At 60.2% G+C, this 21,346-nt stretch carries 22 protein-coding genes; 10 read left to right on the top strand and 12 right to left on the bottom strand.

The window, feature by feature from the left end; all coding sequences use genetic code 11:
* Complete coding sequence (locus tag KGA97_RS14400) at positions 1-342, bottom strand: hypothetical protein (RefSeq protein ID WP_207286569.1); 342 nt, start codon at positions 340-342, stop codon at positions 1-3.
* Positions 343-520: 178 nt separating this feature from the next.
* Positions 521-973 (bottom strand): Lrp/AsnC family transcriptional regulator, encoded by a 453-nt coding sequence (locus KGA97_RS14395; protein ID WP_008035574.1) that lies wholly within the window; start codon positions 971-973, stop codon positions 521-523.
* A gap of 147 nt (positions 974-1,120) precedes the next feature.
* Here KGA97_RS14395 and KGA97_RS14390 point away from each other — a divergent pair, with 147 nt between their 5' ends.
* Entirely contained in the window at positions 1,121-1,738 is a 618-nt protein-coding gene (locus tag KGA97_RS14390; protein WP_008035576.1) for a LysE family translocator, read from the top strand.
* On the opposite strand, the gene KGA97_RS14385 is transcribed toward KGA97_RS14390, so the two are convergent.
* Complete coding sequence (locus tag KGA97_RS14385; RefSeq protein ID WP_192228847.1) at positions 1,735-1,887, bottom strand: hypothetical protein; 153 nt, start codon at positions 1,885-1,887, stop codon at positions 1,735-1,737. The two genes, KGA97_RS14390 and KGA97_RS14385, sit on opposite strands and share 4 nt — an antisense overlap.
* 110 nt (positions 1,888-1,997) lie before the next feature.
* Here KGA97_RS14385 and KGA97_RS14380 point away from each other — a divergent pair, with 110 nt between their 5' ends.
* From KGA97_RS14380 to KGA97_RS14370, 3 genes are all read left to right on the top strand, one after another.
* Positions 1,998-2,486 carry an isochorismatase family protein gene (locus KGA97_RS14380; RefSeq protein WP_223451910.1) on the top strand — a complete coding sequence of 163 codons (489 nt, stop codon included), beginning with the start codon at positions 1,998-2,000 and terminating at the stop codon, positions 2,484-2,486.
* 210 nt (positions 2,487-2,696) lie between these two features.
* On the top strand, positions 2,697-4,826 hold the full coding sequence (locus KGA97_RS14375; RefSeq protein ID WP_223480969.1) for a TonB-dependent receptor family protein: 2,130 nt from the start codon (positions 2,697-2,699) through the stop codon (positions 4,824-4,826).
* Between the two features lie 116 nt (positions 4,827-4,942).
* A complete protein-coding gene (locus tag KGA97_RS14370; RefSeq protein WP_008037839.1) occupies positions 4,943-6,286 on the top strand; it encodes an MFS transporter in 1,344 nt (447 codons plus the stop codon).
* Between the two features lie 29 nt (positions 6,287-6,315).
* Here the strand turns inward: KGA97_RS14370 and KGA97_RS14365 are convergent, their stop codons facing one another.
* Both KGA97_RS14365 and KGA97_RS14360 read right to left on the bottom strand, forming a co-directional pair.
* On the bottom strand, positions 6,316-6,795 hold the full coding sequence (locus KGA97_RS14365; RefSeq protein WP_008035586.1) for a VOC family protein: 480 nt from the start codon (positions 6,793-6,795) through the stop codon (positions 6,316-6,318).
* Positions 6,796-6,827: 32 nt separating this feature from the next.
* Positions 6,828-7,442 carry a dihydrofolate reductase family protein gene (locus tag KGA97_RS14360; RefSeq protein WP_008037842.1) on the bottom strand — a complete coding sequence of 205 codons (615 nt, stop codon included), beginning with the start codon at positions 7,440-7,442 and terminating at the stop codon, positions 6,828-6,830.
* Positions 7,443-7,635: 193 nt separating this feature from the next.
* Here KGA97_RS14360 and KGA97_RS14355 point away from each other — a divergent pair, with 193 nt between their 5' ends.
* Both KGA97_RS14355 and KGA97_RS14350 read left to right on the top strand, forming a co-directional pair.
* Positions 7,636-8,814 carry a GGDEF domain-containing protein gene (locus KGA97_RS14355; RefSeq protein WP_223480968.1) on the top strand — a complete coding sequence of 393 codons (1,179 nt, stop codon included), beginning with the start codon at positions 7,636-7,638 and terminating at the stop codon, positions 8,812-8,814.
* Positions 8,815-8,932: 118 nt separating this feature from the next.
* Positions 8,933-9,790 carry a hypothetical protein gene (locus KGA97_RS14350; RefSeq protein ID WP_223480967.1) on the top strand — a complete coding sequence of 286 codons (858 nt, stop codon included), beginning with the start codon at positions 8,933-8,935 and terminating at the stop codon, positions 9,788-9,790.
* A gap of 829 nt (positions 9,791-10,619) precedes the next feature.
* On the opposite strand, the gene KGA97_RS14345 is transcribed toward KGA97_RS14350, so the two are convergent.
* Positions 10,620-11,012 carry a GFA family protein gene (locus tag KGA97_RS14345; RefSeq protein WP_223451917.1) on the bottom strand — a complete coding sequence of 131 codons (393 nt, stop codon included), beginning with the start codon at positions 11,010-11,012 and terminating at the stop codon, positions 10,620-10,622.
* Between the two features lie 132 nt (positions 11,013-11,144).
* On the opposite strand from KGA97_RS14345, the gene KGA97_RS14340 reads away from it, so the two are divergent.
* Both KGA97_RS14340 and KGA97_RS14335 read left to right on the top strand, forming a co-directional pair.
* On the top strand, positions 11,145-11,549 hold the full coding sequence (locus KGA97_RS14340; RefSeq protein ID WP_008037849.1) for an antitoxin Xre-like helix-turn-helix domain-containing protein: 405 nt from the start codon (positions 11,145-11,147) through the stop codon (positions 11,547-11,549).
* Positions 11,543-12,235 carry an RES family NAD+ phosphorylase gene (locus KGA97_RS14335; RefSeq protein WP_192228799.1) on the top strand — a complete coding sequence of 231 codons (693 nt, stop codon included), beginning with the start codon at positions 11,543-11,545 and terminating at the stop codon, positions 12,233-12,235. The genes KGA97_RS14340 and KGA97_RS14335 overlap by 7 nt, the downstream gene beginning before the upstream one ends.
* Before the next feature lie 63 nt (positions 12,236-12,298).
* On the opposite strand, the gene KGA97_RS14330 is transcribed toward KGA97_RS14335, so the two are convergent.
* Both KGA97_RS14330 and KGA97_RS14325 read right to left on the bottom strand, forming a co-directional pair.
* Positions 12,299-12,958: a DUF2931 family protein gene (locus KGA97_RS14330; RefSeq protein WP_223480966.1), complete on the bottom strand. Its 660-nt coding sequence runs from the start codon at positions 12,956-12,958 to the stop codon at positions 12,299-12,301.
* A complete protein-coding gene (locus KGA97_RS14325) occupies positions 12,958-14,505 on the bottom strand; it encodes a T6SS phospholipase effector Tle1-like catalytic domain-containing protein (RefSeq protein WP_223480985.1) in 1,548 nt (515 codons plus the stop codon). Before KGA97_RS14325 ends, KGA97_RS14330 begins: the two co-directional genes overlap by 1 nt.
* Positions 14,506-14,724: 219 nt before the next feature.
* Here KGA97_RS14325 and KGA97_RS14320 point away from each other — a divergent pair, with 219 nt between their 5' ends.
* Positions 14,725-15,126, top strand: coding sequence for a hypothetical protein (locus tag KGA97_RS14320; RefSeq protein WP_223480965.1), 402 nt, complete (start codon positions 14,725-14,727; stop codon positions 15,124-15,126).
* 83 nt (positions 15,127-15,209) lie between these two features.
* Here KGA97_RS14320 and KGA97_RS14315 read toward each other — a convergent pair whose 3' ends face one another.
* From KGA97_RS14315 to KGA97_RS14300, 4 genes are all read right to left on the bottom strand, one after another.
* Positions 15,210-16,805 (bottom strand): DHA2 family efflux MFS transporter permease subunit, encoded by a 1,596-nt coding sequence (locus KGA97_RS14315; protein ID WP_223480964.1) that lies wholly within the window; start codon positions 16,803-16,805, stop codon positions 15,210-15,212.
* The gene (locus KGA97_RS14310; RefSeq protein WP_223480963.1) at positions 16,802-17,899 is read right to left on the bottom strand and encodes an HlyD family secretion protein; all 1,098 of its coding nucleotides are present in this window, start codon (positions 17,897-17,899) and stop codon (positions 16,802-16,804) included. Before KGA97_RS14310 ends, KGA97_RS14315 begins: the two co-directional genes overlap by 4 nt.
* Before the next feature lie 98 nt (positions 17,900-17,997).
* Positions 17,998-18,408: a cupin domain-containing protein gene (locus KGA97_RS14305; protein WP_008042324.1), complete on the bottom strand. Its 411-nt coding sequence runs from the start codon at positions 18,406-18,408 to the stop codon at positions 17,998-18,000.
* A gap of 45 nt (positions 18,409-18,453) precedes the next feature.
* Entirely contained in the window at positions 18,454-19,197 is a 744-nt protein-coding gene (locus KGA97_RS14300; RefSeq protein WP_207286580.1) for an SDR family oxidoreductase, read from the bottom strand.
* 233 nt (positions 19,198-19,430) lie between these two features.
* Here KGA97_RS14300 and KGA97_RS14295 point away from each other — a divergent pair, with 233 nt between their 5' ends.
* Positions 19,431-21,017 (top strand): winged helix-turn-helix domain-containing protein, encoded by a 1,587-nt coding sequence (locus tag KGA97_RS14295; RefSeq protein ID WP_223480962.1) that lies wholly within the window; start codon positions 19,431-19,433, stop codon positions 21,015-21,017.
* The last annotated feature ends 329 nt before the right edge of the window (positions 21,018-21,346 follow it).

Genomic DNA, 21,346 nt, shown 5'->3' with positions numbered 1-21,346 from the left:
TCAAACGCGGGGCGGTCGCCATACCCCGGACGGGGTTTTCACGGGCAGGGAATCGCTAAAGAAGGAAAGCGCTACGGGGCTGAATGCGGTTATGGGAGGCTTGATAATCGAGACTTGCAGCATGCCGCCCGTCTTGCATTCTTGGCCTGGTTTGCAAGGCTTGCCATGCTCGGTGGGGCTTTTCATGTCGTTGCAGCAGTCCATTCCCATGCCGTCCATCATCGCCATGCCCATCGTCTTCATGGGGCACGGTTCTGTCGGTGCCTGAACGCCCGCCATCCCGCTGAGGGGAAGCGCCAGGCTGATCATGAAAATGATGCAAAACCGCAGATAGCGTTTCATGGGCTGGAGTGTAGTCGCTGCAATTGGCTCTTACGATGGGATTTGAGTTGTCAGCAACCTATCGTCAGGTTCCGACGCAGGCGATAACACCGGACATGAATTAAGCCAGCATTACGTCTTCTTCAGCAATCCTGAAATCCACGCGGGATCGTGTGCTTCCCATTGCCCGCCTCTCTCATCACAGGGGCAAAGGCCTGTCCTGCACCACCCGTTTCATGACCAGCGTCGACGTCAGCCGCTGCACATTGGGCAAGGTCGAAAGGCTTTCATCGTAGAGCCGTTGAAAGGCCGGCAAATCCTGAGTGATGACGTGCAGCAGATAATCCGGTTCGCCGAACAACCGCTGGGCATCGACCACCTGCGGGATGTCGACGAGCGCCGTCTCGAACGCCTCGACCGCTTTGCGGTCGCCCTCGCGCAACGTGGCAAACACCATTGCGGAAAAGTTAAGGCCCAATGCGCTTGGGTCCAGTTGTGCTCGGTAGCCGAGCAACACACCCGACTCTTCCAGGGCCCGGACGCGTCGGTGGCAAGGGGAAAGGCTCAGGCCCACGCGTTCGGCGAGCTCGGTGACCGACAGGCGACCGTCCTTTTGCAGCTCAGAAAGAATCTTGCGATCAATCCTGTCCATTTCGAATTTTCTCCCAACTCTGCGCATTCTGATGATCATCTTTGAAAGTAAATTCTAACAAGATTTCCTTATTCTTCCTCGCATCCATATTTTTCGGAGCGGGACGATGCAGAGCACGGTGTATCAGCAGCAGAAGTGGTTAGCGCCATGACCTTGAGTGTTTTCGTGGCTTTTTGGGCGGTGTCGATTCTGTTCGTCATCACGCCGGGTGCAGATTGGGCTTACGCGATTTCGGCGGGGTTGAAGGGCCGGGTCGTGATACCCGCCGTGGGCGGGCTGTTGTCCGGTCATTTGATTGCCACGATGATCGTTGCCGCGGGCGTCGGCACGCTGGTAGCCAACCATCCCGTTGCCTTGTCGGTGCTGACCGTTGCCGGGGCCGGTTATCTGCTGTGGTTGGGCATCAACATGCTCGCCCGCCCCGCTACACCGCACTCAGATGATGCTCAGGCGCCGGGCTCCTGGCAGCGTTGGGCGATCAAGGGGCTTTGTGTGAGCGGGCTGAATCCGAAAGTGTTTTTGCTGTTTTTGGCGCTGTTGCCGCAATTCACCGACGCGGCAGCGGCCTGGCCTGTGCCGATGCAGATGATTGCGCTGGGGCTCATCCACACGGTCAGTTGTGGCGTGATTTATTTGCTCGTGGGATTCGGCTCACAGGCCGTACTGCAAGCACGCCCCGCCGCGGCCCGGTGTGTCAGTCGTTTCTCCGGAACGGCCATGATCATCATCGCGGTCGTTTTGCTCGGCGAGCAGCTGTTGGGTTAAGTCCGTGACAAGGCCAGCATTGCACAGCGCTTTTGCCCCGCGCCAACACTCCCCGCCTCGTCGTACAGATCGCTCACGGTGTCGTAGTCCACTCGGGCGTCGGGCACCAGAAAATTGACCAGCTTCGATTTCAAAATCTCTTCGACCATCTTGGTGTCTCCCTGATATGAGTAGCAGTCCTGTCAATCAGACACCTGCTGTGCACTGGCGCTGAGTGCACGGGGTGATAATGTAGCGCGCCGAATGGAGAATCCAGACCATGCGCCAAGTTCTTCTCGTTGTGGATGTTCAATCCACCTTCTCGCCGCCTGAATGGCTCGTGAAGGGTATTCAAAAAATCGCGGACGTTGTCCCGGCGGTGGCGACCGTCGAGCTGCATGACGAGCAGCGCACGCCGTTCCATCAACAGCTCGGCTGGCACCCTGCGGCGCTCGACAGCAGCGCGGTAAAAACAGAGCAGGTTTTCGTCAAGCACGGCTATGCACCTTCGCCAGAGACCATGGACTATTTGAAGCGCCTGAAGCCGGACCGTGTCCTGGTTTGCGGTATCCAGACGGACACCTGTGTCCTGGCCGCAGGCTTTGCACTGTTTGACGCCGGCCTTTATCCGACGCTCGTCACCGACCTCACGGTGGGTTCATCCCTGGACCGCTCCGGGCAACTGGGTATCAGCCTCTGGACCCACCATTTTCGGCACACCACCACCTCAGCTGAAGTTCTTTCAGGATTGATCGCCGAGCAAAAGTGACGTGATCGCGAACAGGAAAGCCACCGCAGCAGGCATTCGTGGATAGGCGCACGTCGCTTGTGCGGCAGCCTGTCGGCGCAGGGTCAGGATGGCTGCACCGAAGCGGATGAACGTTGAGCTGGCAAAAAAGCAAAATTGCCATGTGTTCCACTCGTTAGTTCATACGTCGCAGTTCTCACTGCCCGTTTCTATCTGTCTGGAGTTCTCTCGATGCCCTCGCCCAAATCCCTGCCCGCTACGCTGCTGGGGCTGGCGCTTGCCTGTCCGGCCATGGCCGAGGAAGCCCAAGGCCTGGAGCTGGGACAGGTGCTGATTCAGGCTGAGGAGCAGCGCGGCGAAGACCAGACGATCGAGGATGCCGAGGCCCGGCTTGCCCAGGTGCCCGGCGGCACCAATGTGGTCGATATGCGCCGCCCCCTTCAGGGCCGCGTGGCCAGCAACCAGGATGTGCTGGCCTATCAGCCGGGGGTCTATGCCCAGTCTGCGGGCAATGAAGGGGTGAAGATTTCGATCCGTGGCTCGGGGATCAACCGTGCACCGGGCGCCCATGCCTCGGGGCTGTACGCCATGCTCGACGGTCTGCCGCTGACCGGCCCGGGCGGCACGCCCTACGAGTTGCTGGAGCCGCTGTGGCTCGATCATGTGGAAGTGCTGCGCGGCGCCAACGGTTTCGACAGGGGCGCGCTGGCCTTGGGCGGAGCCATCGATTACATCAGCCACACCGGCTACGACGCACCGCTGTTGCAGGTGCGCTACGCCATGGGCAGCCACGGTTATCAGCAGCGCCAGGTCAGTTCCGGGCAGGTGCTGGGGGATTTCGACTACTACGTGTCCACGACCGATGCGCGCGCCGACGGCTATCAGGATCACACGGCCAGCGAGAGCCAGGGCGTCATTGCCAACTTCGGCTATCGCTTCAACCCGAAGCTGGAAACGCGCTTTTATCTGCGCTATCGCCAGACCGACAACGACCTCGCCGGGCGGGTGACCAAGCACTCCATCGAGCACGACCCACGGGCCGCCAACCCCGCTTACGTGGCGCGGGACGACCGTCGCGAACAACCGGGCAGCACCTTCTTCGGCAACAAGACCACCTACTACATCGATGACGATTCGAGTATCCAGACCGGTCTTGTCTACCATGACTACCCGATGGACTTGCGTGAGGGCCCCAACCGCTTGAAGGTGGCGTACACGGACGTCAGCGGCACCTTCGACTATAAGCGTCGCGACACCCTCTGGGGCCTGGAAAGCCATAGCACGCTGGGCCTGCGCGTGACGAAGCACCTGCCCAATGCCGGCGCCAGCGAATCAGTGCGCATCCCCACCGGCAACACCGCCGGCTATGCGCCGGGCACGCCCATTCGCAACTTCACCTACCAGGGTTCAGACACGGTCTTGCATATGGGCAATGACCTGGAGATCGCCGACGACCTGTGGCTGACCACCGGCCTCGCAGCCATTTACACCCGCCGCGAAAGCGCCGTGACCTTCCCGGAAGGTGGCGGCAAAACCAGCCTCAACGACTGGGACTACGCACCACGCGTGGGCCTGCGCTACCAACTCACACCGGACTTGCAGCTGTTCGGCAATCTCAGCCGCTCGGTCGAAGCGCCGCACCCGTGGTCGCTGATCTACAGCTCCAACATTCGCTTCCCGGCAGGCAGCGGTGTCGCCACAGGCGCCCAGCGCGACCCGATCAAACTGCAGAACCAGACCGCGACCACCCTCGAACTCGGCGGCCGCGGCGACAGCACGATGGGGCAATGGAGCCTGGCCTGGTACTACGCTCAGGTGCAGCACGAATTGCTTTCGGTGTTGCCGGATGCCAATGCCGTGACGCCTTACGAACTCAACGCCAGCCCGACCGTGCACCAAGGCGTGGAAGCCAGCCAGCAAAGCAACCTGTGGTCGTCCGGCGATGGCGGCCAACTGAGCTTGCGCCAGAGCTACACCTTCAGCGACTTCCACTACCGCGATGACGACCGCTTCGGCGACAACCGCCTGCCGGGCTTGCCGATGCACTACTACCAGGGCGAACTGCGCTACGACTGGCCCCAGGGTTTCTTCGCCGGGCTCAATACGCAGTGGGTGTCGAAAACTGCGGTCGATTACGCCAACAGCTATTACGCCGATCCTTACGCACTGTTCGGCGCGACGGTGGGCTACAACGCCCCCAAGGGCGACTGGCAGACCTGGCTGGACCTGCGCAACTTGACCAACAAGCACTACGCCGCCACCGTCACACCGGGCTACGACGACAAAGGTCTGGACGCAGCACGGTCGACGCCGGGCGAAGGTATGGCGGCGTATGTCGGGGTGTCGTGGAGTTTGCGCTGAGGCCTGGGCATGCTTTTGAGTCGGTCCTGACTATGCCGACGACACTTTTGAGCTGAGACGTTTCAGCGGCTGCCGCGATAATCGAACGCTAAACCCATGAGACATCGAGGTTCAGCATGACAAGCGCCGCGACAGAGCAGGTCAGCCCGCAAACCCTGAGAAAAGTGATTGTCGCCGCCGGCATCGGCAATTTCGTCGAGTGGTTTGACTTTGCCGTCTACGGCTTTCTGGCGACGACCATCGCCCAGCAGTTTTTCCCCAGCGGCGATGCCAGCGCTGCGCTGCTGAAAACCTTTGCGGTATTCGCCGTGGCCTTTGCGTTTCGGCCCCTGGGCGGGATTTTCTTCGGCATGCTCGGTGACCGGATCGGTCGCAAGCGTACCCTGGCGATGACCATCCTGCTGATGGCGGGCGCGACGACCCTGATCGGTTTGTTGCCGACCTACGCCGCGATCGGTGTCACGGCACCGGTGCTGCTGAGCCTGATCCGCTGCGCCCAGGGTTTTTCCGCAGGGGGCGAATATGCCGGTGCCTGCGCCTATCTGATGGAACATGCTCCCAGCGATAAAAGAGCGTGGTATGGCAGTTTCATTCCGGTGTCGACCTTTGCAGCCTTTGCATCGGCAGCCGTGGTGGCTTACGCACTCGAGGCGTCATTGTCGGCCGAAGCCATGGGCAGCTGGGGCTGGCGCCTGCCGTTCCTGATTGCCGCGCCACTGGGCCTGGTCGGTCTTTACCTGCGCTGGAAGATGGATGAAACCCCGGCGTTCCAGGCCGTCACCCAACAACATGCTGTCGCGCACTCTCCGCTCAAGGAGACCCTGCGCAACCATGGTTCGGCCATCTGCTCCCTCGGTGCGTTCATCTCGTTGACGGCCCTGTCGTTCTACATGTTCACCACCTACTTCGCGACTTACTTGCAGGTCGCGGGCGGCCTGAGTCGCGCAACGGCGTTGCTGGTGTCGCTGATTGCACTGATCTTCGCCGCACTGATGTGCCCGTTGGCCGGTTTGTTTTCGGACCGGGTCGGGCGGCGCATGACGGTGATGACGGCCTGCGCGCTGTTGATCGTGGCGGTGTATCCATCGTTCATGATGGCCAGTTCCGGCTCGTTCGCAGCGTCCATCGTTGGCGTCATGCTCCTGGCGATTGGCGCCGTGTTGTGTAACGTGGTGACCGCCGCCCTGCTCTCGGAAACCTTCCCGACGCGCACTCGCTACACCGCATCGGCGATCACCTACAACATGGCCTACACCCTGTTCGGTGGCACCGCGCCGCTGATGGCGACCTGGCTGATCAGTACCACCGGCAGCAATCTCTCGCCAGCGTTCTACTTGATTGCCATTGCAGTGTTGGCGTTGGTTGGCGGCCTGGCGTTGCCGGAGACTTCGAAGATCTCCCTGCACGATGTTTCATCAGGTGAGAAGCCAACAGAGGTGCCAGCGGTGGCACGAGGGTGAAACTCACCCTCGTGGTTTGTTTAACCCGGCTAACCCCTGAGCGCCGCTTCAATCGCCGCGACGTCGATCTTGCCCATCTGCATCATCGCCTCAAATGCACGCTTGGCCGCGGCGGGATCGGGATCAGTGATCGCCGCCGTCAGCACCCGAGGGGTGATCTGCCAGAACAAACCCCACTTGTCCCGGCACCAGCCGCAGACGTTTTCTTCACCGCCGTTCCCCACTATCGCGTTCCACAAGCGGTCCGTCTCGGCCTGATCGTCGGTCGCCACCTGAAACGAGAAGGCCTCGTTGTGCTTGATCGACGGCCCGCCATTCAGCCCGAGACACGGGATGCCCATCACCGTGAACTCCACCGTCAGGACGTCGCCCTTCTTGCCCGCCGGATAGTCGCCGGGGGCGCGGTGGACAGCGTTCACCGCACTGTCCGGAAATGTTTCGGCGTAGAACGTCGCGGCGTCCAGCGCGGTGCCGTCATACCACAGGCAAATCGTGTTTTTGCTGACCATTTTTGTTCTCCAAATGAATGTGGCGGTTTTTCCTAGTCAACGTCTTCGAACGTTCCCGTATGTACTTCGCCGCTGCGTTCGTAGCGGCTGATCAATACACCCGCTGGCGTGGTGATCGAGTGCGCCAGGGTGAACGCCGACGCCAGCGCATCCTCGCCGAACAGGCGCTTGCCGCGCCCCAGGACCACGGGAAACGTCATCAGCCGCAGCTCGTCGACCAACCCGGCGGCCAGCAATTGGCGCACCAGATCACTGCTGCCCTGGGTCAACAAACGGGCGCCGTCCTGCTGCTTGAGCACGCGTATCGCGTCGGCAAGGTTGCCTTTCAGTGCATGGCTGTTCTGCCAGTCGAGCGTATCGGGTCGATGCGTGGCGACGTGCTTGGCCACGCGGTTGAACAGGTCGCCGATGGGATGGCCGTTTTTGTCGGGCCAATACGCCGCGAAAATGTCGTAGGTGCGGCGCCCCAGCAGCAACTCGAACGGCTGCGCGAACAGCTCGTTGATGGCCTGGCCGGAGGCTTCGTCGGCGTAAGGCACGATCCAGCCACCGAAACGGAAATCGCCGTCGGGATCCTCTTCGGGCCCGCCGGGTGCTTGAATAACGCCATCAAGACTGATGAAAGCGGCAACGGTGAGCGTGCGCATGGTCTTCTCCCGGTTGGTCTTCGTGACAGCGCTCTTGCAGGAAACACCGACGATCAGGCGCATTCCTTAACCGTAGTCGAACGAGACGCCGGGAAATCGACAGTGCGATATACGGATGACGAGCCCTGCGAAAAACAGTCTTGAACGCTACAATCACAGCCCTCTCCCGCAGATCAGGCAGACCCGTCCGGCTATGGCGCTCGACCCTCCAACGATGTTGACACTCTCTATCGCCCTCGCAGCAGCCGCCGCGCTGTATCTGGCGATCGAGTGGCGCAGCATTCGCGAACCCTCGCTGCTGTTCTGGAGCGCAGGATTTGCCACGATCACCGTGGGTTCGACCCTCGCCTTGCTGCGCATCAGCGGCCTGTTGCTGATCGGTATCTGGTTCGCCAACGGCCTGTTGGTGACGGCGCACTTCCTGTTCCTGTTGGGCGTCGCGCGTTTTACGCAGGTGCGCCTGTCTCGCGCCTGGTACCTGATTTTTGCAGCCTGGTTTGCCATGCTGTTGCTGCCGGACGAAGCGTCGTGGTCGAAGCTCATGCTGGTGGCCAATTCGCTGCTGGTCGCCCTGCCGACGCTCAGGGCCAGCTTCCTCCTGCGTCCTCATGGCAAGTCTTTGAGCGTGGGCGCGGTGCAACTGCGTTATGTGCTGCTGACCCACGGGCTGTTCTATCTGGCCAAGGCGATATCGGTGGTCGTGCCAGGCACGCTGATCGATCTGGCGGCCTTTCGTGGCGAGATCATCCAGATTTCGCTGGTTGAGGGCGCGATGGCGATCATGCTGATCGCACTCTCGATGACCGGCACCGAGCGCTACCGGCGGGAGAAACAGATTGAACGACTGGCGGCACGCGATCCGTTGACCGCCCTGTACAACCGCCGCGCCCTCGAAGTACGGGCACCGCGCCTGCTGGAGAACGTCTCGGGCACGCGACCGGGCGCGCTGCTGCTGATCGACATCGACAACTTCAAACTGGTCAACGACCTCTACGGCCACACGGCCGGCGATCGATTGCTGGTTTCGCTGAGCGAGATGATTCGCGCGGTTTTGCCCGGCGGTGCACTGGCGGCCCGGCTGGGCGGTGACGAGTTTGTCATCCTGCTGAATGACGCATCGAGTGAGCGAGTCGTTGGGTTGGGCAACGCGCTGCGGGACCGGTTTCACCAGGCCGCCGCACAGGCATTCACCACGCCTGAACCGGTCACCTTGAGCATCGGCGCCAACCTGTTCGACCAGCCGCCGTCGAGCCTGGCCGCCTTGATCGAGCAAGGCGACGCCGCGCTTTACGAATCCAAGCGCGGCGGACGCAACAGCCTGCGCCTGGTGGATCGGACCCTGGCCAGCGACGAGCTGTCACCTACCCGCTGACTCGCCAGTTGTGTTGATACGCATGCATGAGTGATAGGTTCACAAATACTGCGTATCTTGTCCGATACAAAGCGATCCAACGCGGCCATTTGCGAGCCTCTCTCGTCAAGGAAGAACAATGATCACTGCTTCAACTTCGACTTCAACGAATGCGGCGATGTCGGCCTACACCTCTGCCGCCGAGGCGAAGGCTGCGGCGGCTGCGCAACAGCAACGCGTGGCTCAGGATGATCCGGCCAAGACACCGAACGACGATTCGGTGAGCCTGTCCAGCACCTCCACCGCCTACAGCAATTCGATCGCCGGCAACGCGCCGTTCTTCCCGGTGCGTTCGGGCATGAACGCCGACGCCCTCGTCCTCGGTGCCTCCAAGCCTGGCGCGATCTCCAGTTCCAAGGACAAGACGTTTGCCGAAGTGGCCACCGATGCCCGCAAGCGCATGGATGAAAAATACGCGCTGATGAAAGCCAGCGGCAAACCGTATACCGGCAGCGATGAAGACCGGAATGCGTTGATGGGCGATCTGGATCGACGTTCGCTGAACGCCGTCGCCACCAATCAGGGCGGGACCTTCACCGCAGAGGAACAAGCCTCGGCACAAGCCTTGATGCGCCAACAGGCGCGCCTCGCCACCGGTTACTACAGTGGCCCGGCGGACCAGCAAAAAAACTGGAAAGACCCGTTTATCAACGACCCTTACGGCCGGGCCCGCGCCGCCCTGGATTTCATGGACAACATGAGCCCCGAAGAGAAAGCCAAGCCTGAGTGGCTGTCCCAGCATTTGTCGCTGGAAGCGGCGCTGAATCAAAGCTCGAGCCTGGACCCCGCCGAGAAGAAGACCGGGCATTTCCACAACCTGGCTGAAATCCTCGCGGGTATCGTGACGGACGGATCTGACAGCGAAAAATCCAGCTCAGCCAAAAACACAGATCCGAGCGTCGGGATCATGAAAAAGCTGCAATCCCTGGTTTCGTGACACCGCCGATCCTGTAGGAGCCAGCTTGCTGGCGATTGGGCCTTGAACATTGCGTTGATTTCATGGGCCTCATCGCTGGCAAGCCAGCTCCTACAGGTTCCGGGGTGCCTGGTCGATTGCATTCACAACGCTGATGCCGCTGGTAGAACACCCCCCCTGTAGGAGCCGGCTTGCTGGCGATTGGGCCTTGAATATTGCGTTGATTGCGAGGGCCTCATCGCTAGCAAGCCAGCTCTTACAGGTTCCGGGGTGCCTGGTCGATTGCATTCACAACGCTGATGCCGCTGGAAGAACACAACCCCTGTAGGAGCCAGCTTGCTGGCGATTGGGCCTTGAACATTGCGTTGATTTCGTGGGCCTCATCGCTGGCAAGCCAGCTCCTACAGGTTTCGGGGTGTCTGGCCGGTGGCATTCACAACGCTGATGCCGCTGGTAGAACACAACCCCTGTAGGAGCCGGCTTGCTGGCGATTGGGCCTTGAACATTGCGTTGATTGCGTGGGTCTCATCGCTGGCAAGCCAGCTCCTACAGGTTCCGGGGTGTCTGGTCGGTGGCATTCACAACGCTGATGCCTGCCGAAGCACACAGCCCCTGTAGGAGCCAGCTTGCTGGCGATTGGGCCTTGAATATTGCGTTGATTTCATGGGCCTCATCGCTGGCAGGCCAGCTCCCACAGGTTCCGGGGTGTCTGGCCGGAGGCATTCGCAACGCTGATGCCGCTGGTAGAACACAACCCCTGTAGGAGCCAGCCTGCTGGCGATTGGGCCTTGAATATTGCGTTGATTTCATGGGCCTCATCGCTGGCAAGCCAGCTCCCACAGGTTTGGGGCTACCCTTCAAAACGTCCCGTGCCTTCGCGGTCGTGCTTGTATCGGCGGGTCAACGGAAACGGCGGCAACCACTGCTCGCGGCGAATGATCCAGCTTTCATAGGTGGGCGTCAGTTGGTCAGGGGCATCCAGCGATCCCAGGTTCACTTCAACTTCGTCGTCGGTGCGGGCGAAAACCGAGGAGCCACAGCGCGGACAAAAAAAACGCCCGGCATAGTCGCGGGTTTCGCCGGTGATCGTCACCGCACTCTCGGGGAATATCGCGGAAGCGTGAAACAGCGCGCCATGATGCTTGCGGCAGTCGAGACAGTGACAGAGGCCGACCCGGTATGGCCGCCCGGATGCCACAATTCGCACGTTGCCGCACAGGCAACCGCCGGTAAAAGAGTCCATGGTGCGCCTCCTCTGAATTCGTGTGACCGGAAGGCTTATTACGATAGCAGCCACCACTGGTCGCAACGAACTTGCTCTACAGATGCTTTTTACCTAATTTTGAATCTATAGATTCAATTTGAGGTCATGAACATGGCCGTTGCCCTCCAGCAACAAGCCTTCACCAAAAGCCAGTGCGTAACCGGCCTGCGCGCCGCTGTCGGCATTCTCGATAAATGGCGCGCCTCCAGCGATCAGGCCTGCCGTATCCTGCGCATCTCCCGCAGCACCTACACCCGCGCCCGCCAACGTGATCCCGACTGGGCCGTGGCACTGGACGCGGACCAGATGCAGCGCATCAGTTTCGTGCTCAACATACACGCGGCGCTGCGCCTGGTGTTCGATAACCCGGAAAACGTCTACGGCTTCCCGTCGATGGCTAACGACAACGAATTCTTCAACGGCCGCTCCCCGCTCGAGATCATGGCTCAGGGCGATATGATCTCCCTGTATGAGACCTTCCGGCGCATCGACGTGCTGCGGGGTGCGCAATGGTGAGGCTGAGCGAACTGGCAGCACTTGCCGGCGAGCCATTGCAAGCCTATCGACTGGTCAATTCCAAGTTCCCCCCGGTGGCCTTGTTTGATGACGTGGCGGACGCGGACGAGTTTGAAGTGCTGTATCAGATCCAGGAGCTCACCAACCCGAGGCTGAAAAATGAAGTGGGTCGCCTTGAGCTGATTCGCCGCAGTGAAATCCCGTTCGGCATTCCGGGCTGCTCCTATGCGACGGCGCCCTTTACTCACGTCAACCCGGCAGGCTCGCGGTTCAGCGATGGCAGTTTTGGGGTGTTGTATCTGGCGGATACCCTGGAAACGGCACTGGCAGAAGTGAAGCATCATCAGAGCCTGTATTGGTCGAATGTCCCGAGCCTCAACTACGAGCGGTTCGTCTTCCGCGGGTTGTCCTGCTCTTTTGTGGAGGCCGGGATGAAAGATGCGACCTCCCTTTCGATGACGGACCCTGTTTATGATCCAGACGATTACACGCACTCCCGTCGCTTGGGGAAGTCAGTCAAAGAGGCAGGTTGTCCCGGGCTTCGTTACCACTCGGTGCGAATGCACGGCAGTGATTGCTGGGCGCTGATGACGCCAAAACCGGTTTTATCGGTGATTCAGGCGGCGCATTACGAGATGGTCTGGAATGGGCAGGTGACGAGTGTCAGTCAGATTAGTGAGGCTTGAATGCGTTATGCCGAAATGAAAACGGGCGTCTTGATAAGCGCCCGTTTTTGTTTGTGTGGGGGGTTACCAACTGCCGTACGGGATGCCGAATTGTTCGATGTAGCGCTTCGCCTTTTCACTGACTGGATAGGCATACTTTCCTTCACTCTTCCCCTGACTCGGTCCTAACGGTTCTATCTCAGCCTGGGCCCGTGCGACCTTGATCGTTTTCAGGCATTTATCCTCTACCCACACTTGCACAATGCCGCCGGGAGCCAATCCGACATACATCGCCGCCCGGTAATTGGCAGCCTCCTGCGGTCTTGTCGCGCAACGCTCGTTCACAGAGGCGTGCATGATTTGACGCGCCTCTTCGGGGATATCCACCCACGCATGATAGGTTTGTGGCTCGACGATGGACTGCCAACGTACGTATATGCGCTTTGGCAAGTCAGCGCCGACCACTCCCCGAATACTGCCGCCGATATGCTCACCCCATCCACGCGCCGCTTCGGTTCCATTCTCGGGTTCTCCCCCCGATGCACGACCTCCGCCCGTGCGGTTGAACAGCTTGCCATTGATGTCTTCAACAGCGCTGTCCTCTACCCAAACCTTCATGTAGAACGGCTCGTTGAAACTGAGACTCCACCAAGGATTTTTCGGATCGTCCTTGCCCGACAATGGCTCGGTTGCCTGACAACCTGTCGCCAGCAATGCGCACAACAAAATGACGATTGCTCGCATCAAAATAATCTCCAGCTTGGGTCAGCAATATGTGGGTGGCGAACACGGACTCCGTCATCCGTTGGAGCATTGGTGTAGCGGATTTTCATCCCACGTTCACGGCTGCCGCCAATCGGGTTGTTCCAGTTAGCAGACATGTGGATGTACTTAAGCCTAAGCAACCTTTCTTCTTCAGGTGATGGTTTGTACTGACCTGCGAGGACGTTGTCACAGAACGATTGAAGCTCTGCCGGGACAGCGTACTCAGGAGTTTGCGGAACATCATCAAACTGGACGCCTTTCTCCTTCGCCAACTTGTGCATCAAGCGCAGAGATACCACCGACAACTTTCCACTCACCGATCTTTTTAGTTGCAAGCCCGCATAGGCTCGGACTTTTTTGCCCCCCAAACGATCTTGTTCCGCCACCGGTAACTCAGATGGCGCGGGAGTAACAACCTCCAGCATTGCATCTGGCCAGCCGTTGGCAATCCACTTGGCTTTCTCTTGAAGGGCGTCTCGATAAATGGAGGTGGTACGGATGTCTTCACCTTTACTGATTGTGAGGGCCTGCATTGGGCTCACCAATACACACTCTTCCACTTCCTCGCGATAACCACCACCAATGTCGGAATGCACACCAGGCAGGGGAATTTCCGGATGCGCAGGAACGACACTACTCAACGCAAAATTCGCACGATGTTCATCACGAGCCGTCAGTTGCACGACATCGGTGAAGTATTTACGGTCCAGGTACAGGTTAATGCCAGGAGCCACCGGGCTTTTGATATCGCCCATATTTGTAAAGCCCGCGACAGAGGGAACAGTATCAAACAGGCCGACAAAACCCATGATGATTTCGCTGTTGTATTGGCTGCCAAAGCTGGAGCTGAAACCCTTAGGGTTACTTCGAAGCACTTCTCCCAATGGCCCTTGTTTGCAACGGACGATTTCGTTTGCAAAATGCCGTGCCGCAGCGGCGCCTCTACTGAAACCAAACGTGTCAAAGGTGAGCGAGGTGATTTCGCTGTCAGGATTACTCTCGATTACTCGCTTGACCAATGTTTTCAGGTCCGCGAACGCTTGCTGCACCTTACTCGCTACACCTGTTGTTCCCCGCCCACTGGCCGCATTCAGGAGGCTGTCTTCGGTGCCGGCACTTGTGCCTATCCCATCAACGTAAAGGCTTCGCAGCGCTAGTTTGACCGAGCCTGCGCCCTGTACGTCTTTCGATTCCGGATAGAGGTCAAACAACTTCGAAACATTACTCACATCATTCCCATAACTCCCCTCCGGATCCGCCATATACGGCTTGCAGCTCGCATCTACATCCGCAGGCAAAATCGGATGATGGGCGCCACACAGCAATCCTGAAGCCGAGTTGCTCGCATTGTTCAGCGTCCCGTCGAAGAACACGCCAATGCGCAATGCGACGCGGACTTTCTCCTTCGCTGCCGCCGGTGCCTTGCCGTATTTCTCGTACTCGGCCCAGCGTCTGGCGTGGATGTCGACGGGTTTGGCTTCGTCGTATCGGAAGTTTTTCGGGGGGTTGGGTACGTATCCACTCATTCCTTGATCACCTGGCTCCTTGGTGCAACGGGCGCTGAGGGTGCCACTGTGGATCCAATCAAGCAACGCGTAGCCAGATGCCATCACTGGGACAACATGGACCTTCTTCCATGTATTGGTTTCGTCAATGGTCACCATTAATTCAATGAAGTTCTCTTAAAAATTGTGCGGCGTAACATCGCCTCCATACCAAACAACTACACCCCGGAGCACACCACCATGAAACGCCAACTCTTCCTCAGCATCGCTTTCTCGGTTTTTGCAGTTAACGCTTTTGCCGCTTCGTCCGCTCACCCGGTTGTCGCTGAAGGCGGCTCGGATCGGTTGATTGAAAGCCGTGTGGCTGAGGGTGGTTCGGATCGTTTGATCGAAAACCGTGTGGCCGAAGGTGGCTCCGATCGCCTGATCGAAAGCCGCGTCGCTGAAGGTGGCTCCGACCGTCTGATCGAAAACCGCGTTGCCGAAGGTGGCTCCGACCGCCTGATCGAAAATCGCGTCGCCGAAGGTGGCTCTGACCGTCTGATCGAAAACCGCGTCGCCGAAGGTGGCTCCGATCGCCTGATCGAAAACCGCGTTGCCGAAGGTGGTTCCGACCGTCTGATCGAAAGCCGCGCTGTATGAATGAATGGCTCTATCGCGGTACTCAACGAGAAGCCCGGCCTAATCAGCCGGGCTTTTTCTTGCGTCAAACAAATGAGTGGCCTTCATTGAGGTGACGCCGCAGCGCGCCGCTTCGCGTATCGCCCCAACCCGATTTTGATGCCGACCAGCATGGGCGCGGCGACTGCGAAAAGCAGCGTCACTGCAACAAATGCGCTGTCGAAGGCAATCACAGTGGACTGACCTGTAACGGTACGACCCAGAAGGCTCATCGCCGCCCGACCCGCAGCCACTGCATCCATTCCTTTGGCCGACAACATCGCTGTCGTGGTGGTCAGTCGTTCGATGACCGCGCCCCCGCCCGGAGTGACGCTGGCGCCAAGGACCACCGAGTTGGCGACAACGTTATGCTCAATCAGCGTCTGAAGCCCTGCGACGCCCATCAGGCCACCCAACTGGCGCCCCGTATTAAAAAGCCCTATGCCGCTGGCGAGATTGCGCCTGTTGAGGTCACTGAACGCGATCAGGGTGATCGACAGAAACAGAAAACCAAGACCCAACCCGCGCAACAGGATGGCCGCCATCATGTCGTCGGCGCCGCTTTCACGGGTGGAACCGGACAGCATCCACATCGCAACCATGATCATCAGGATGCCGAAGGGCACGGTGGCGAACGGCGGAACGCGGCGAGCCTGCATGAGCCAGGCCGAAATCAGCAACGCCCCGATAAAAAAGGCGCCACTGGGCAACAGCAGCTGGCCGGCATCGGTGGGTGTGAACGCGAGGACTGACAGTGCAAACGCCGGAATCAGGAACGCACTGCCGAACAAGGCCGCACCGGCGACAAAACTGACGATAAAGGCGAAGGTAAAATCGCTCGATTTGAACAGGGTGAAATCGAGCACACCCTGGCCGTTGCTCAACAGCTGCTGACCTAGAAAAGCCAGCAGCGCGGCGCCCCCGATCACGGTCAGCCACAGGATGCGCGGTTCCTCGAACCAGTCCCATCGGCTGCCCTGGCTGAGCACATAGGTAAAACACAACGAGGTGACGCAGATCAGGCAGAAGCCGACCCCGTCAAACGGACGATGCCGTGTCTTGGTCGGCATCGGGGCGTCGGCAGTCAGCAAAAGTCCACTGGCCGCCAGGGCGAGCGGAACAACGCTGAAGAAAATCCAGGCCCAGGACTGGCTATCGATCAACCATCCTTGAAGGGCCGGCGCAAGGGTGGCGGGCGCGACAACCGCGCCCATGGCGAACAGCGCCTGAAGGATGGGTTGATGTGATCGCGGCCAGGCGCGAAAGATGATCACCTGCCCCCCGACCAGCAGCGTGCCTCCGGCGAAGCCCTGGATAACTCGAAGCGCTACCAGCAGATCCAGCCGAGCCGTCATCGCGGCAACGGCGCACGCCAGGCCCATGACCAAAGTGGCGCTGATGAGGACCTGACGCGGCCCGAAGCGGTTCACCAACCAAGGAGCGGTCATGAATCCGATCAGCTTGAACGCGGTGTAGCCAATGTCCAGCCAGGCGAACTCATCGGGTGTTGCATAGGTATCGCCGATGATGTCGCTGCGGCCAAGCGACAGGACGGTGCCGGCGAGCGCTTCCGTCAGCGCGGCAAGCAGGATGCCCGCCATGAGCAGGAGGCCATTCGTCACGCTGGCATTGCCCGGCGTGGCGGTGGCCACCGTGCTCACGAGCCACTTCCTTGCGCAACCTCGACTCGCGCAGACAGGCCCGGGACGATGCGGCCCGGCAACGGGTTGTGGGCCAACAGGATTTTCACCGGCACTCGCTGGACGACACGAACAAAGTTGCCGGTCGCGTTATCCGTGGGCAGCAGGCTGAATGCCGAACCGCTGCCCGGTGCAAAGCTGTCGACCACGCCTTCAAGTGCCTCGTTCGGATAGCCGTCAACTGTGATGCGCACCCGTTGACCGGGGCGAATATGCTCGAGTTGGGTTTCCTTGAAGTTCGCCACGACCCACACATCATGGACCGGCACGATATCGAGCAACGACACGCCCGTCGTCACATACCGACCCACGCGAACCTGGCGATTACCGATAACGCCATCGACAGGCGCGCGGACCACGGTGCTGTCGAAATCGATCTGGGCGAGATCCCGCGCCGCCTGCGCCTGATTCACCGCCGCAACGGCTGCTTCGCGCTCGGTAACCAACACGGCGATGTGTTGCTGTTGCGCCTCGACCGATGCCGAGGCGGCCGATACCGTCGCCTCGGCTCTGGATTGTGCGGCGGCGGTTTCATCGACCAGGGCGTGGCTGACCGCGTTGCTGACGATCAGTTTGCGGTTGCGGTCATGGGTCTTGGTCGCCAGATTCATCTCGGCGGAAGCTGAACGCCTCTGGGCTTCGGCCTGGCGGATCAGGGCCCGTTGAAGCTGGGTCTGGGCATCGACATGACTCAGGCGAGCCTGGGCCACACTGACATTCGCCACGGCCTGCGCCAGCCGTGCGCGGTAGTCTCGATCATCAATGCGAAACAGGACATCTCCCGCCCGGACGGTCTGGTTATCCTCGACCTCTACCGACGTGATGTACCCGGCCACTTTGGCGGCGAGCGAGGTCACGTCACCGCGCACATAAGCGTTATCGGTGGAGGTCGCACCGCTGAAAACAGCCACGGCCCCTCCGGCGGCCAGGACCAGAACGGCGGCGACGCACAGCAATCGGCCGATGATTTTTTTCTTGCTGCGGCGCGTCACGGCGACAGGGATTTCGGCACTTGCGCCGGCGACAATGGCGGCCTTGTCCTGGAGCGAGTTCATTTCTCTCATTACCTGTTCAATGCCGGGAAACGCAGCAGCCAAAGGGCGGCAGTGGCCTGCCGCCCGGCTATCGCGCGTCGATCAGCGCGAGTGTGAGGTCACTTGCCGATGGGCGTGACGAGCACCTTTTCATCGGAGTCGAGGACGAACACCGCCAGCAAACGCGCAGGTTGGGTATCGCTGGCATTGGCGCTGACTTCGTGCACGGAGCCCGGCTCCTCTACGAAGTTTTCGCCGACGTTGTAGATCTTTTCCGGCTTGTCTTTGATTTTGATGCGAAACGAGCCTTCCAGGACCGTTGCATAAATGAAGGCCGTTTTCGGATGGGTGTGGGCCGGCGACGCGGCACCAGGCCCATATTCGACAACCACGCCTTTCATACTCTTGCCGGGGATATTGGGAATGGGCCGGTCGAACACGACCGTCACCTTGCCCGCGGGCTTGTCGTCGGCCGACGCGGTGATCGAGAGCGCTGCGAAAGCAGCGGCCAGAAGATATCGGGTGAACATGGCAAATCTCCTTATGCGTCTGTTTGATGAGGGCGCAACCCGGTGTCAGGACCGGGCGAGCCAGTCCTCGAAACGAATCGCGCCCAGGCGCGGGTGCTTGCCGGGGGTCAGCGACTGATCGTCGAGCACCGCGCCGAAGTAGCGTGCGTGCACGTCCGGAACGACTTTGCGGGAGTCCCCGGTTGCCCGCAGAAAGCGCCTGACCAGTTCGTCCAGCGGCATGGCCTCGGGCCCCGCGACTTCGAGCGTGCCGTTGACCGGTGTTTGCAGCGTGACCTCCGTCAGCGCCGCCACTACGTCGTCGGACGCCAGTGGCTGGATCAGCGCGGGCGAAAGGCAAATCTCCTCACCGACGGCGGCCGATTGCGCGATACCGCCGACAAATTCGAAGAACTGCGTAGCCCGCAGGATGGTGTAAGGAATGCTGGACGCCTTGATCAGGTTTTCCTGGGCGACCTTGGCCCGGAAATAGCCATTCTCGGGAAGCCGTTCGCTACCGACAATTGACAGGGCCACGTGATGACGAACGCCGGCGGCCGCTTCAGCCGCCAGCAGGTTGCGGCTCGAAGTTTCAAAGAAGTCGAGGACGGCCTGGTCTTCCCACGACGGTGCGTTCGCCACATCGACGACGATATCAGCGCCATCCATCGCTTCGGCCAGGCCTTCGCGGGTGATGCTGTTTATGCCCGTACTAGGGGCGGCAGCGAGCACGTCATGGCCGCGCTCGCGGAGGTTATTCACAAGTTTCGATCCGATGAGGCCAGTGCCTCCAATGACGACGATCTTCATGGGTTCTCTCCGCTTCACGACGGCAACCATTGCTGTCGGTGTGAGTAAAGAGTGCCCCCGTGCATAAGCGAAGTCCTTGCGCAGGCCTTGGATTTACCTTCGCTCACGCTTGGTTTTTCGTCCAAAAAAACCGCCGTTTGAATGTCATCCTGACTCGGCGGTGCAGCCGGTTACGCGCTGCCGTATTATCGACTGCTCGTACCCATTACCCGCTCGACCAGGGGATATTCACCTTGCCATTCGTGTTTGAAGACTACGTGCTCGATCAAGAGCGTCGGGAACTCACCTTGCGCGGGCAAGTCGTGCCCATCGGGCCACAGGTCTTCGATTTATTGCTGCAGCTCGTCAGCCAGCGCGATCGCGTCGTCAGCAAGGATGACTTGCTCAAGGCGGTGTGGAGCGGGCGGGTGGTTTCGGAATCGACGATCACCAGCCACATCAATGCGGTGCGCAAGGCCATCGGCGATACCGGTGAGGAACAGCGTCTGGTTCGCACGGTGCCGCGCAAGGGTTACCGCTTCATTGGCCTGGTCGAGGCAGGCGAGACCGCCGAGGCCCGGCAACCTGACGGACACGGTATCGGCGCAGGCGTGCCCGCCGAGCGGAATGAACCCCTCGTGCTGCCGGACAAACCCTCGATCACTGTCCTGCCCTTCCAGAACCTGAGCGGCGATCCGGAACAGGACTATTTCGCCGACGGCGTGGTTGAGGACATCATCGCTGCCCTGTCGCGGATCCGTTGGCTGTTCGTGATCGCGCGCAATTCGAGCTTCACGTACAAAGGCCGGGCGGTAGACGTCAAGGGTGTCAGCCAGGAGCTCGGCGTGCGTTACGTACTGGAAGGCAGCGTGCGCAGGTCCGGTGACAGGGTGCGCATCACCGGGCAACTGATTGATGCAACGACCGGAACCCATCTCTGGGCGGAGCGCTTCGAAGGCACACTCGACGATATCTTCGAGTTGCAGGATCAAATCACTGAAAGCGTCGTCGGTGCCATCGCGCCACAGCTCGAACGGGCGGAAATCGAACGGGCCAAGCGCAAGCCGACGGAAAGCCTTTGTGCCTACGACTATTACCTGCGGGGAATGGCGAAACTGCACAACGGCACACGGGAAGCCATCGAGGAGGCGCTGGTGATGTTCTACAAGGCCATCGAACTCGACCCGGAGTTTGCGTCGGCCTATGGCATGGCGGCGTGGTGTCATTTCTGGCGCAAGTTGAATGGCTGGATGACCGATCGACCTCAAGAGATCGCCGAAGGTGCGCGGCTGGCGCGCCTGGCCATGGCGCTCGGTCGGGACGATGCGGTGGCGTTGACGCGAAGCGGGCATGCGCTGGCCCATCTCACTGGTGATGTCGATGGCGGCATTGCCCTGCTCGACAGGGCGCGCCTGCTCAATCCGAACCTCGCTCCCGCCTGGTTTTTGGGCGGAATTTTGCGTGCACTGCGCGGTGAAACAGACGCCGCCATCGAGTTTTTGACCCATGCCGTGCGCTTGAGCCCGCTGGACCCGGAGATGTTCAGGATGCAGGTGGGGATGTCGCTCGCGCACTTCGTTGCCGGGCGCTATGACTGTGCGACTGACTGGGCGGATAAGGCATTGCGCAACCTGCCCACCCTGCTGCCTCCGGTCGCGCTGCTGGCGGCCAGTCATGCGCTGAGGGGACAAATGAATAAGGCGAAGCAGGCGATGCAGCGCTTGCGCGAGCTGGATCCTGCATTGCGTGTTTCCAATTTGAAAGAATGGCTGCCTATTCAGCGGCCAGAGGATCTTGCTCGTTTTGCGCAGGGGTTGCGGATTGCTGGGTTGCCTGAGTGAGTGTGGTGCGGGTCACTTCGCTTGGGTGTTTATCCGTTTCTGCGGTAACGGCGGCTGGCGGTTTCGCTCTTACAGCTAGTCACTTGGAAGAGCCCCAAGTAACCAAGGGCTTTTGCCCCTTTCGTTCGGTGCCTCGCTAATGCTCGGCATGCCCTCGCTCCGGTCCTGCTCCGTGGGCCCGCCGCCATCGGCCATCCATGGCCGGGGGCGGCTAACCCGGCATCCATGCCGGGTTGCCCACTGCGCAGAACCTGCGCTCGGCCTCTCGAGGGGGCGCTCAGATCAAAAGCTGAAGGCGAGCTAACGCTCGGCCTGATGAGTGGTGGAAA

This window comes from Pseudomonas sp. BF-B-15 (genome assembly GCF_019946675.1).
In the GTDB taxonomy this organism is placed as follows: domain Bacteria; phylum Pseudomonadota; class Gammaproteobacteria; order Pseudomonadales; family Pseudomonadaceae; genus Aquipseudomonas; species Aquipseudomonas migulae.
Note: the sequence above shows the minus strand (reverse complement) of the source record. Positions and strands in the feature narration are given on the sequence as shown.